17 protein-coding genes are annotated in these 12,065 nt (G+C 47.0%); 3 read left to right on the top strand and 14 right to left on the bottom strand.

Annotation, left to right across the window (positions count from 1 at the left end; genetic code table 11):
* The first annotated feature begins 1 nt into the window (after position 1).
* Both EYB58_RS07725 and EYB58_RS07730 read left to right on the top strand, forming a co-directional pair.
* Positions 2–394 (top strand): hypothetical protein, encoded by a 393-nt coding sequence (locus EYB58_RS07725; RefSeq protein ID WP_111954462.1) that lies wholly within the window; start codon positions 2–4, stop codon positions 392–394.
* Between the two features lie 29 nt (positions 395–423).
* Positions 424–855, top strand: coding sequence for a flagellar protein FlaG (locus tag EYB58_RS07730; RefSeq protein WP_111954464.1), 432 nt, complete (start codon positions 424–426; stop codon positions 853–855).
* A 3-nt stretch (positions 856–858) separates the two neighbouring features.
* On the opposite strand, the gene fliW is transcribed toward EYB58_RS07730, so the two are convergent.
* The 9 genes from fliW to EYB58_RS07775 form a co-directional block, all read right to left on the bottom strand.
* The gene (gene fliW, locus EYB58_RS07735) at positions 859–1,284 is read right to left on the bottom strand and encodes a flagellar assembly protein FliW (RefSeq protein ID WP_111954466.1); all 426 of its coding nucleotides are present in this window, start codon (positions 1,282–1,284) and stop codon (positions 859–861) included.
* A gap of 169 nt (positions 1,285–1,453) precedes the next feature.
* Complete coding sequence (gene csrA / locus EYB58_RS07740; protein ID WP_111954468.1) at positions 1,454–1,702, bottom strand: carbon storage regulator CsrA; 249 nt, start codon at positions 1,700–1,702, stop codon at positions 1,454–1,456.
* Between the two features lie 185 nt (positions 1,703–1,887).
* Entirely contained in the window at positions 1,888–2,403 is a 516-nt protein-coding gene (flgN, locus tag EYB58_RS07745) for a flagellar export chaperone FlgN (protein WP_111954470.1), read from the bottom strand.
* A gap of 281 nt (positions 2,404–2,684) precedes the next feature.
* A complete protein-coding gene (locus EYB58_RS07750; RefSeq protein WP_111954472.1) occupies positions 2,685–2,993 on the bottom strand; it encodes a rod-binding protein in 309 nt (102 codons plus the stop codon).
* A gap of 136 nt (positions 2,994–3,129) precedes the next feature.
* Positions 3,130–4,155 carry a flagellar basal body P-ring protein FlgI gene (locus EYB58_RS07755; RefSeq protein ID WP_111954474.1) on the bottom strand — a complete coding sequence of 342 codons (1,026 nt, stop codon included), beginning with the start codon at positions 4,153–4,155 and terminating at the stop codon, positions 3,130–3,132.
* A 26-nt stretch (positions 4,156–4,181) separates the two neighbouring features.
* The gene (locus tag EYB58_RS07760) at positions 4,182–4,907 is read right to left on the bottom strand and encodes a flagellar basal body L-ring protein FlgH (protein ID WP_111954476.1); all 726 of its coding nucleotides are present in this window, start codon (positions 4,905–4,907) and stop codon (positions 4,182–4,184) included.
* A 14-nt stretch (positions 4,908–4,921) separates the two neighbouring features.
* Complete coding sequence (flgA, locus tag EYB58_RS07765; RefSeq protein ID WP_111954568.1) at positions 4,922–5,908, bottom strand: flagellar basal body P-ring formation chaperone FlgA; 987 nt, start codon at positions 5,906–5,908, stop codon at positions 4,922–4,924.
* A gap of 23 nt (positions 5,909–5,931) precedes the next feature.
* A complete protein-coding gene (gene flgG / locus EYB58_RS07770) occupies positions 5,932–6,714 on the bottom strand; it encodes a flagellar basal-body rod protein FlgG (protein WP_111954478.1) in 783 nt (260 codons plus the stop codon).
* A gap of 12 nt (positions 6,715–6,726) precedes the next feature.
* Positions 6,727–7,419 (bottom strand): flagellar hook-basal body protein, encoded by a 693-nt coding sequence (locus tag EYB58_RS07775; RefSeq protein WP_111954480.1) that lies wholly within the window; start codon positions 7,417–7,419, stop codon positions 6,727–6,729.
* 420 nt (positions 7,420–7,839) lie between these two features.
* On the opposite strand from EYB58_RS07775, the gene EYB58_RS07780 reads away from it, so the two are divergent.
* Complete coding sequence (locus tag EYB58_RS07780) at positions 7,840–8,097, top strand: hypothetical protein (protein WP_111954482.1); 258 nt, start codon at positions 7,840–7,842, stop codon at positions 8,095–8,097.
* Between the two features lie 15 nt (positions 8,098–8,112).
* On the opposite strand, the gene EYB58_RS07785 is transcribed toward EYB58_RS07780, so the two are convergent.
* The 5 genes from EYB58_RS07785 to EYB58_RS07805 are packed head-to-tail and all read right to left on the bottom strand — an operon-like array spanning position 8,113 to position 12,027.
* Positions 8,113–8,397, bottom strand: coding sequence for an EscU/YscU/HrcU family type III secretion system export apparatus switch protein (locus tag EYB58_RS07785; protein ID WP_111954484.1), 285 nt, complete (start codon positions 8,395–8,397; stop codon positions 8,113–8,115).
* Between the two features lie 2 nt (positions 8,398–8,399).
* Entirely contained in the window at positions 8,400–9,578 is a 1,179-nt protein-coding gene (locus EYB58_RS07790) for a flagellar hook-length control protein FliK (protein ID WP_111954486.1), read from the bottom strand.
* A complete protein-coding gene (locus EYB58_RS07795; RefSeq protein ID WP_111954488.1) occupies positions 9,575–10,174 on the bottom strand; it encodes a hypothetical protein in 600 nt (199 codons plus the stop codon). Before EYB58_RS07795 ends, EYB58_RS07790 begins: the two co-directional genes overlap by 4 nt.
* Positions 10,171–10,473, bottom strand: coding sequence for a hypothetical protein (locus EYB58_RS07800; RefSeq protein WP_111954490.1), 303 nt, complete (start codon positions 10,471–10,473; stop codon positions 10,171–10,173). Before EYB58_RS07800 ends, EYB58_RS07795 begins: the two co-directional genes overlap by 4 nt.
* A gap of 12 nt (positions 10,474–10,485) precedes the next feature.
* Positions 10,486–12,027: a putative sodium/potassium/calcium exchanger gene (locus EYB58_RS07805; protein WP_111954492.1), complete on the bottom strand. Its 1,542-nt coding sequence runs from the start codon at positions 12,025–12,027 to the stop codon at positions 10,486–10,488.
* Between the last annotated feature and the right edge of the window lie 38 nt (positions 12,028–12,065).

Consider the following 12,065-nt stretch of genomic DNA (forward strand, 5'->3'; position numbering starts at 1 on the left):
TATGAAAGATTTATCAGAGCAAATTGCAAAGCAGTGCAGTGAATATGAAAATCTTCAGAACAGACACTTAGATTTGCTAAAGGCAGAACCGTTGCCGGATTTGGCCCAGATGACCATTGAGCGCCGGGGGGCTTCGGAAAAGCTGAAAAGTGCGATTAATGAATTTATCAGTACAACGGGTCAGTTTGAATTTTCATATGATGCTCACAAGATGGCGACACTTAAACAACGTCTTGGGCTAATCCTAAAGGTTGACGGGACCATTGGGGTTGAGATACAAAGACACAAGAATCAATTGGAAAAAAGCCTTAAATCTCTCAAGCATGGAAAAACAACTCTGGAGAGTTACCGGCCGGCAAAGGGCAGCCCAAGCCTTCTCAGCATCAGCCGGTAGGAATTGTTTACCGCAGGAAGGCGAGAAACATGAATGTAACAGGAAATGCAATAACCAATACAGACAGACTTGACACCGGCATTCGGGGTCAGGAAACTGTTGCCGAGACAGTAAGTGCAAAAATTACTACACTGTCCGAGTTAAAGCAGGCTGAATCTTCTTCGGCAAACACCAACCGGACTGAAAGCCGGACATCTGCACAAAAAAGTAAGGATACCGGTAATCAGGCCCAATTGACCAGAAAAGATGTTGAAGATATGGTGGAAGCCCTTGAGGACTTTGCCAATACTGTTCAGACAAGACTGAATTTTAGCATTGATGACGATACCGAGGATGTGGTTGTCAAAATTGTGGACAAAGAAACCGATGAAGTCATCAAGCAATTTCCTGCAGAAGAACTTCTTGAGCTTCGTGAAAAAATGCAGGACTTAAGCGGCCTTCTTTTCAGTACGAATGTTTGATTTTTATTTTAAAAGCAGCTGCTGGTGTGAGTAAGGACTGCCCTGGAGGATCAGCTGCATCCCTTCTTTTCTTTCATTGTTAATCACAATCGGTGCCATAAAGTTCGCCGTCATATCTTCGGGTTTGCCTTTGGGGATGGTGATGATGACAAAACAGGAGAGCTCTTCCTTTCCAAATTCCCATTTAATCGTCTTATCAAAGTCCTTAACGGACAGTGTGTACTCAGGGTAGAAACGAAGGGGGTCCATGACCACAAATGCAAGATTCGGGTCATCCACACATTGAAACAAATAAAAAGGAAAGGTTTCCTTTTTTTCAAGAACAACATATCGTTTCTGCTGCCCGAATCCGGGAATACCATCCGGCATATTGATGATTTTATCACCATCAATACTCACTTCACCGAATTGCCTTGTATTAATTTTCATCACCTTTTATTTAGACTCCTTGTCCTTAGGGACTCGGGGAAAATAAATTCCACAAATTTTGCGCCGAATTTTTGTCTGTATCCAAGGCGCGTCAAGGGGAGCATATTCAAAATATGTGCCGTTTGGCGCAACGCGGGATACGGACAAAAAGGCAAGCAACATTGAGGATTTATTTTTTTTCGAGGCCCTTGTTACCTATCAGTTTGGCTGCGTTTGCAATATCAATGTTATCTGTTCCCTGGGAGGAAAGGATATTTTCCTTTTGAATGGCGTCAAACACCTCTTGCCGCAGAATAGATATTTCCCGGGGCGCATCAATACCTATCCGAATGCTGTTTTTGCCGGTTTCAATCACCTTTACGATGATGTTATTAGCAATGACGATACTCTCACCAACTTTTCGTGTTAGAATAAGCATAGGCGTAACAAACAATCCACCAGACTGACATTAATAATTATAGCGGTTGAATTCAAAAAGGCCTTACATGCCGCCTGCATTGATTTTTAAATTCATAACTGGACGTGCTATTGTTATAATCATATGTGCCATCAGAGTCAACCTTGTTCACGTTCAATTTCTCAAAAGGGATCTATCAAGCCATGCTACACCTGGGCCATGAAAAGGCAGTTGCTCTTTTTCCCCTGGGTCACCATCCCTTTGCCGGTATACCGGGTTTGTACAACATTATTTCCAATTAAATCCATAATGTTATCCACAACGGACAGGTGCTTTTTAACCTGAGTTTGATTTGATTTTATAAAATGGGCTACGATGTCTTTTTCCTTGTCAATGGTGCGCTTGATCTGTCTTATATCGCTTTTGCGTTTATTGGTCAGCGGCAGGGCATGTACCAGATGGTTCAGGGAAAAGGAATTGGGTTCTTTATCCATTTCTTTGTCCATGCCGGGAAAATGATTTTGGCAGGTCACAAGAATATTATTTCGTAATGTTTCGATTTTCCCGACAAGATCTTTTTTGGCCCTGGTTGTCTCCCAGATCATGCCAAGGTCAATGGTTCCGATTGCCTTTTTTTCAGCCTTTAATACCAGATGCAGCTCTTGGTAGCAGGCCAGTTTTTCATTAAGCAACGTTTGGATAATATCGGCAGCCTTTTTCATATCCCTTCTCCCTGTCTTATTAATATCAAATACGATATTCAGTTTTTAAGAACGAAATCAATTCACAAAATCAGGAAATATTTTCCGGTGTTCGCTTTTGTGTAGATATAAAAAGCAACTATTATGCCATATGTGTCAACAGGCTGTTGCAGAATGTCGATTTTTGTTCAAGCTCAAGACGTATGAAATATTTAACCATATGAATATATAACATATTTTGAGGATTGAAAATTTAATACAACGTAGAGATTGGACAAGAAGTGACGTTCTGTGGCAGCCTGTCAAGCTGAGTCCTGAAGCTGCTGGTATAAGAACTCCTTGAAGCCGGTTACACGACGGCCCTGGGATAAATTTTCCGTAAGATACTGGTCATGCAGGGACTGGTAGATGTCAGACGCATTGCTTTCGGGGAAAAGGCTGTCTCCGGGCAGGGTATCGCGCATGCCCTGCATCAAGGTATCGAGCATCAACGCTTCAAACCCCTGGCAGGCTTTTTCAAGGTCTTTTTCCCGTTGGAGCTGCCGGGCCGCATTTGTGGACTCCTGGGTATCCGTAACAGGCGTCATAACGCCGGGCATTTGAATTGACATAATTTTATTCCTTTGTTTTACCGAATCATGTGAACGACGTCTGAACACAAACCCGTGTTTGGACGGCTTGTCCGAGGCGCATGCCACAAAGTGGTCCGGCTGCAACGCCGCAGATAGGTGGTTTTGCGTTCAAACGTTAAAGTATCTCAAGACTGGCCTGCAACGCTCCGGCGGCCTTTATACTTTCCAGAATACTGATCAGATCCCTGGGCTGAACGCCTAAAGAGTTCAGTCCATTAACCAGTTCTCCAATTGTGGACGTGCCGGGCAGTTCCATAATATATTCGGGATTTTGTTCTTGAATAACTACGTTCAGATCCCCATGGGCCACGGCCACATTTGAAATGGTCACTTCACTGCCGATAACCACAGTGCCGGTTTTTTCATTAATCACGACCTTGGCAATGGTATCCGGGACCACCGAGAGTCCTTCCACGTCGGCAATAAACTCCGCCACATGCTCCTGTTGCATGGACTCAGGTACATTCAGGCGGATGGCGCTTGCATCAATGATTTTTGCAATGCCTTCCCCTAAAGCGGCATTGATGGTATCTCCTACCCGCCGGGCCGTGGTGAAATCGGGCCTGAACAGGGACAGGGTTAATTTCTCTTTTCCTTCCAGATGAAAGGGGATCTCACGTTCCACAGTGGCCCCGTTGATAATCCGGGCGGTGAGAAGATGACTGCTTCGGTCGTTCATTCCGGCGGGGATCGCAAGACTTACTGCGCCCTGGGCAATGGCATAAACGTTACCGTCGACCCCTTTCAGGGGCATCATTAAAAGGGTCCCGCCTTTAAGACTTGTGGCATCTCCTAATGACGAAACCGTGATGTCAATGCGGTCCCCGATCCGGGCAAAGGGTGGAATATTTGCCGTGGCCATGACGGCTGCCACATTTTTCACCTTGATTTGGCTTTTGTCAAAATGAAGATTCATCTTTTTAAGCATATTGGTCAAGGACTGACGGGTGAACAAAATATTGTTTTTATCTCCGGTGCCGTTAAGTCCTACCACCAGGCCATATCCGGTGAGTTGATTGGAACGGACCCCCTGGATGGCGGCCATGTCCTTGATTCGTGTGGCCATGGCAGGCACCGAAAGGGAAAGTACCCACAGCACGGTTCCCATAACGATCGTTATTTTTTTAAACTGATTGTTCATGATGCCCGCTCCTTTATTCTACAACTTTACCAGGGCCAGATATTATCAATTATCCGTGTTCCCCAGCCCGGTTTCTGTTTGTCGGCAAGGGCTCCTTTGCCGTAGTATTCAATGCGCGAGTCAGCTAAAGAGGTGGACTCCACCCGGTTGTCCGAATCAATATCGTCGGGTCTCACAATACCTGAAACCATGATGTACTGAACCTCATTATCCACTTTCATGGCCCTGCGCCCGAAGATGCTCAAGTTCCCGTTGGGCATGACTTCCGTAACCCGGGCCGCAACAGAGGCCGTTACCTGACCTGACCTGTCACTTGTGGCCTCTCCTTTGGTGGAATTTTCAAAACTGGTGTCAATGAGTTTGTCACCGACAGTACCGCCAAGATGGGTCACTTTTCCAAATGCATTCAAAGTCGGCACTCCCACCGACATGCTGGTTGTCCGTCCACCCTCGGAATTTACCTCCATTTCAGATGAGGAATTCTCCACAATATCCACGATCACCGTGTCTCCAATATAAGCGGCCTTGGTGTCATCCAGCAGGAATCTGTTCTGGGCCGTCCAAAGTGAACCTTCCGCAGGCGTCGCCATGGTGTATTGGGGTTGCACGGCGGGTGCAGGCATTGCGTCCTGTGGAACAACGCTTAAGTCAGGCTCCCGGCCACCGGATATACAACCGGTAAACATGCCGGGCATCAGAATCAGCATAAATGCCAACGTCCTTCGCATAAATTTTTTTTGAATTGACCACATACCAAACCTCCTGGCTAAAAAACGACTTCCACGGTGCCGTCTGCTGTAACAAGGCCGCGCACCAGTTTTCCCGATGTTAAGTTTTGCACTGTCACAGGCTGCCCCGGATAGCCGTCTTCCTTGCTGATCCCTAAAGTAATAATGGACAAACGATTCTTTTTGGCCACTATTTTTATCACGGCCCCTTTTTCAATTGCCGGCGCCCGTTTGAATTCGCCCTGGGTCACACAGTCCCCTTTGTCAATGGTCCGGGTTATTACCATGCCGCTGACCTGATCAACCGAAGTCATTGCATCCGGCTGCAGCCCGAACACGTCCATATCCCGCAGGGTGACATCCGCCGGAGTAATGGTCTGTCCTCTTTCCAGGCGTGTTGTCGCGACAACTACAGGTCTCATCTGTGACAGGCGACCTGTGACAGTCAACCGGTCCTCTTTGACGCCGTCCACCCAGACTTCGGCATGAATGGACAAGCGGCCATTGCCCGAAGGGGTATAGCGCTTGTCAAACACCAGGGATAAATCGCCCAGGGGATAGGTCTCAATCCCCCGGACTCTGAAGGCCTTTAGATCGAATTTCCCCTTTGGCAAAAATTCGGATAAAAATTGTCTAAGCGCCTTTTCTACGTATGAGGGTTCAAGCACCTGGCTGGCGCGTTTGATAAACACCCGTTTCGGCACTTGAATATTAATGTCATTGTCATTAAGCCCCATGGCATTTATGGCCGCTGTAATCCTTTCGCCTGAAAGCTGTTTCATCCGTCCGGCCCGGGGGGATTTTCCAAGATCAATGCGTGTCAGCTCCGCCTTGAAAAAATCAGGCGCTGTTATACTTGCAACCTCACCTAAATATATGACAGGACTTTTAACTTCTGCTGTCCGGGCAACCTCAATAAGAATTTTTCCCGGTGTGGCGGCCAATACCGGCAGGCTGAAATGGAATATGCAGGCCAGGCAGGACACTACCATCAAATATTTTTTATAAATTTTGTGGGTATTCATGGCGGTATCCATTCACAGTTCATTTAAGATTTTAATTGGACGGCTGTTGCCAGCATATCATCGGCTGTGGTGATGGATTTTGAATTGGCCTCATAGGTGCGCTGTCCTGAAATCAGACTGACCATTTCTTCCACAACATCCACGTTGGAATTTTCAATATAGTAGTTTAACACTGTTCCGGTACCGTTTTCCCCCGGTGTATTTTCCTGTGGGGCGCCCGAACCTTCGGTTTCCCTGAACAGGTTGCCACCTACGGCATATAGTCCGGCGGGATTTACAAAGGTTGTTACAAGAACCTGCTCTGTAGCCAGAATGGTATCATCGTCGGCAAACACGCTCAGAGTGCCGTCATCGTCCAGGGTAATCGTAACAGCCTCCGAAGGGATGGATATTTCGGGTTGGAGACGGTCTCCTGCCTGGGACGTAATGTATCCCTCACTGTCCAGGGAAAAATCCCCGGCCCGGGTATACATATCCTCGTCCCCGTGCAGGACCCTGAAAAATCCCTCGCCCTGGATGGCAAAATCCAGCTGATTATCCGTTTGGAGATAATCGCCCTGGGTAAATATTTTTTGAATACCCGCCGTATTTACGCCCATGCCCACCTGAATTCCCGTTGGCACCTGTCCCCCGCCGGGAGTTGTCTGTCCCGCGACCCGCTGGGTCATGTACATTAAATCTTCAAATGCTGCCCGGGATTTTTTAAACCCGGTGGTGGAAGAGTTCGCCAGGTTATTGGAGGTCACGCCAATCTGCGTATCCTGGGCCATCATTCCCGTCGCTGCCGACCATAGTGCCCGTATCATAAATTCACTCCTTTATGTAAACTGCCCGACTTCATTTATTGCCTTTGAATCAATTTCATCAAATGTTTTCATAGACTTGGTGTAAGTTTCAAACATTCGCTGATAATCAATCATTTTCGCCATTTCCTCTACGACCTGAACATTGGCCTGTTCAAGTGAACCTGCTTTAACTCTGATATTTTCAAGGGTAATTTCATCTGCGGTGTCCCCTGTATAGACAAACAGATTATCCCCGGCTTTCTCAAGTCTCTCCATATTCTCAAAGGAGACTACATCAAGGGTATCAAGAAGCTCATTGTTTAAAAATATCTGCCCGTATTCATTGATATTTACACTTGTATTGGGGTCCACAGTATCCATGAAAACGGCACCACCCTGACCCATGAGAGGATTACCGTTTTTATCCACAAGAATGCCTTCACTGCTCAACGAAAAATTGCCGTTCCGCGTGTATTTGATCCCGTCCGGGGTTTCCACTTTGAAAAGACCCTGGGGTCCTAATGCCACATCCAGGGGGTTGTCGGTTTTTATCACATTTCCCTGGGTGAAATCCTGGTCCACCCGGGCCCTGAACGCCTTATCAAAACTGACGACATCTTTTTTAAACCCAATGCTGGACGCATTGGCCAGGTTATTGGAGACTGCTTCGAGTTTTCGTTCCTGCCTCAACCCGCCCTGGGTCGGCCGCGTCATTTCAAGAATCATAGGGCAGTTTACTCCTTTGCATGATTTGCCGATGTTCCTACGGCATTGATTGGTTTAATTCTACCTTATTCACACTTTATGCAAATGGGATGCCATATTTTTTTTCAATTACGCTCAGATCCTGAACCGCGCTCTTTTCAAGAGAATCCTTATGCAACTGTGGAGATATGATCAAAGGGAACCGACCTGAATTTAAAATAATGTGCCAAAAGGCCGACATCTGAGATCGCCGAATTTGACGCACCCAGAAATTTTTTCCCACCGGTTTGGAATGGGTTCCAAAAAAACTTCATTGAGAAAGATCATTGTCAGATCCAATCAGGGGTGACAATAAAAAATCCCCTTGCATCCTGCCCCCGTTTAGGTATAAAGCAAAAACTGCATCCATTGAGGATGCAAGAAAAAATAAGAAGGAAATTTATGACCGACGAAGGCGATTACCCTGACATAGCGCATCTCTCTTTCGAACACCCTGCAGGGAGAGAGACTTCACGAACAGAATCATCTCAACATCCATCCGGCCTGGAGGAAGACCCGACGAAGCATGCGGAACAGGCGTTTAAAGATTATTTTTGTCCGTTTTGCGGTGACAGATTATTCCGGGGTAAGGTCCGGGATTATAAAATGGTCTGCCATAAATGTAACCGGCTTGTTGACAGTACAAAGCTTGAAGAATAATGATCCTGGACCATATTAGGATTTTTTTTTAAATTCCTCAGCATTGGCCCCATAAACAAAAGCAAGAAGTTCGGCCACTGCCACATATATTTCAGCCGGAATTTCCTGGCTGATGTCGAGGGACGCCAGGACCTCCACCAGGTCAGGATCGTCCTTGACCGGTACCCCATGGGCCAGCGCCAGGGCAATGATATTTTCAGCCACCTTTCCCTGACCTTTGGCCGTTACCGTCGGTGCAGCGTCCTTGAGCCTGTCATATTTCAGGGCAATTGCTTTCTTCTTGTTGTCTTTAGGTGCCATAGTCAAACCACAATATTCAGACCTTGCATATCATCGGGCGTTTTCATGGAAAGCATTAAGCTGGTTGGGGCAATCTGTTCCGGCCGGGCTACCTGGCAGTCGATATTTCCTGCCTGATATCCGATTCCGGACAGACGCTGTCTTAACTCTGAAACCTTTGGGGTCAGGTAATTACAGATTTCCTGGTTTTCCAATAAAAATCGGCCGGTAATGGTTTTGTCCAAAATGGAAAAATCCGCTCGTAAAGGACCAAGGGCCGTCATATTCAATAAAAAGGAAACACTGAGTATTTTTTTTTCTGTCTTTGTTGTGCCTGTTTTTCCCATGTCCACCATGAGCTGACCGAAATCAAAGCCATCCTCCCGCCAGACAGGGAAGGGCAGTAGAAACCGTATGCCATCCTGACTTTGTCCGCTATCCCCGGATTTAACATTTAACTGGGCAAAGTTATCCAGCGCATCTGAGATATGTTTTAATACAGTAGCCTTGTTCGGGTCGCTTTCCATGCCGGCAAGGGACAAAGAGGCCGCTTTCAGATCCTGGCCCGCTAAGTGTTTGATCACGTGGGCAACCGTTTTTTTATCCAGGGCATTTTCAAGACCGTTTGCCAGTTTTTTTTCAAAGCTTAGGCCCATATTCTCTATGATTTTGGGTAGAAATTGATCATCTCGAACATCGGATTTCAGGGAAAGTCCCATTAGGATATCATTCAGAACCGGTTCGCGAACCTGGCTAAGCGCGTCTAAACCCTGGAAAATTTTTGCCGGGGAAAAGGATTGAAAGGAAGCGGTCTGCAAAGATTTTTCGGTCCCGTTAACAGCGTTTGAGTTCGGTAAGGTGGTCGGCACGGAAGCCGTCGGGCTTTCAGTATTCATCGCAGGCCTTGCCGTATCAGTGGATGTTGGCGAAGGCGGGGTCGTAAAAAACGGCTTTAACACAATACCGTCCTGGGAACGGACAACCTTCATGGGGATATCCATGCCCAGGGTTAGAGGAAGCTGGGTGGAAACAGTCAGTTTCTGACCGCCAACAAGCAATTGGACCCGATTTGGGGCGGTAACATCAAGAACTTTTGCATTGACAATCCGGCCGGGCTTTAAATTCATGATATCTGACAGCTCGGATTTTTCCAAATTGCCGCCGATAATTTTCAGGGCCGTAATGGGCAGGCTGGGGATCATCTGGCTTTCTCCATTGCAATAAATTTTTCCTTGAGGTCAATGACAAGCGCAACCTCCCCTTTGGGTATGGAAAGCTTTTCTGCGATGGTGTCAACATCCATCTTCTGATAGTAAAAATCTATGATCCGTTGTTGCTGATCAAGGACATCGGTTTCTTTGTGAAATAAGGCCGCACCCCCCTTGGGTAGGGCATTAAGCAGGGAATTATGCTGATTTTCAAGTTGGCTGTAAAGGGTGTTGGCCCGGGACAAAAGCAGATTGATGCTGATGATTTTTGAATCCAGGGACTTATCAAGTCTTCGGGTCAGTGTCTGTTTCTCCTGTACCAGTCTCTCAAATTCCATAGCCGCATCCTTTGAGGCTTCCAAAATAGGTTCGATCATCTCAGAGGTTTCAGTCAGAACCTCCCTGGCCACAACCTGGGCTTTTTCACGGGACTGGGCGGCGATTTCTTCAAGATCATTTCCCTGGGTTAGGTTTGGATTTCGTTGGAGCCGGTTGGCCCGCCGGATAAAAAGAAACAGCAGGAAGATTAAAAACAGATCAATGATAAGTGAAAGGACGACAAGGAATTCAGTGGGAATCTTCAGCATCATGCCGTGGTATCTAAAAGTCGGCCCGGTCCATCCGGGTCCGGCGGCAGGTCATCTTTGGGGGGCTGTTTTTTTGCACGTTTGGTTTTACGGGCTTTTTGCCGTTTTTCTTTCTCTTTTTCCTGTTTCAAAGAGAGTGTTTCTTCGCTTTCCTGAACCGTTGTATTTTCCAGCACCTGCTGATTTTGATGTTGTACTGCTGCCTGATCAGGATCCGGTTTGGGAGACTGAAGCTGGTGGCTCAAATCCTGGGCAATACCGGATTGCTGAAAAATCTGGTTATGTCCATGAACTGTGGTCATTTATCCCCTGCGTTAAGTTGCTTTAAACGATTTAAAACTGATCTTGTCAATATATTGGGGCGGCAATACCTTTTTTAATGAGGCTTCCACATCCCATAGCAGATCCGCTTCAGTTACCTCATTGTTCTTTTCCGATACCAGCCGGGTCTGAATAGCTCCGTAAATTAAATCCCGGTAAAAGGCAAGGTTACTGTTTATTTCATCATAGGCCCTTTGGTCTGAATAATCAATAGATACATCTGCATACACATAGGTCATGGTCCGGCTTTGATCGGATGCCAGAATGATAAAATCTGTTAACAAAATTGTTCCTGACTTGCGGCTGGGCGGCAGAACCGGCATGTTTCCAGAAACATTAGCCTGGCCGTCCCGGATAAGATCAATTTCCGTCAAGGAGGCGGTCTGTCTTTCCGGCAGTGGCGGTGGCTCACTTGAAAAAAATAAAAAATAACTTAAAGGAACGGATATACCCATGAACAGCAAGACAGAAGCAGCAGCAAGTATTATTTTTGATTTGAGAAGGGCTTTTATCTTTTCGCTTTTTTTAGGCGATTCTGCCGACAAAGATTTTTTTTCGCCGGGAATTTCGGCTTCTTCAATGCCTTCCAGGACCACTTGATCCGAGTCGGATTCCAGGTCATCGAACTGGTCCTCCAGATCAGACGCATAATCTTCTCCGTCGATATCGCCGAGTACGTCTTCATCTTCCTGATCTGCGGCCATGAGCAGGGTGTTAATGTCGTCCTGGGATATGAGGATGTCCTCATCGTCATCCAGCAAATCATCCGTCTCATTTGACTGCTGGAGAAGGGCATCAATATCTTCCTGGGTGACGTCATTTTCCTCTTCCTGGACGTCATCATCCGCCCCTCCGTCATCTGTTGCAGACGTCAGGCCTATCCCGTCCGGCAGGTTATCCTCTCCGGCATCTGCTTCAGGTTCCCCGGTATCCCCTTCCGTAACATCCGGGGCCGGAAGGCCGGCCTTAATAAGGGCCTCCATGGTTTCCTGGGTGAGCATGCAATCCGTCACGTCTGCGGCCTGGTCTTCATCTATGGGGTCGTCAAAGGGGTCTTCTTCCTGGCCAGATGCTTCCACAACCGGGGCATCGTCAACGGTCTCGTCGTCCAAGGCCTCGGGTTCAAGTCCAGAATCGGAGGCATTCTCCTCCTGGGTATCACCACCCATGGCGCCTTGAATATCTTCCAGTGAGATCAACTCGTCATCATCACCGGAACCGGAATCCTGGGATTCATTCATGGACGGACCAATTTCATCCTGGTCCAACTCGCCAGCATCGTCCTCTTCGGGACTGTCATCGTCATCCAGAGCATTGCCCGTCATCATGCTGTCAATGTCGTCCTGGGACAGTTCGCCTGCATCCTCTTCTTCGGTGTCCCACTTTTCTTCATCCTGGTCGGGCCCATTTAGCAGACTGTCTATATCATCCTGGGATAACTCGCCGGCATCGTCATCTCCTGAAGAGATATCCAGCATTTTATCAATATCATCCTGGGAAATTAGATCGTCTTCTTCCAAAATCGGGTCTGACATAACTCCCCCCTAAAATATAAAAAAATAAAGATTACTTA

This window comes from Desulfobacter hydrogenophilus (genome assembly GCF_004319545.1).
GTDB classification, from domain to species: Bacteria; Desulfobacterota; Desulfobacteria; order Desulfobacterales; family Desulfobacteraceae; genus Desulfobacter; species Desulfobacter hydrogenophilus.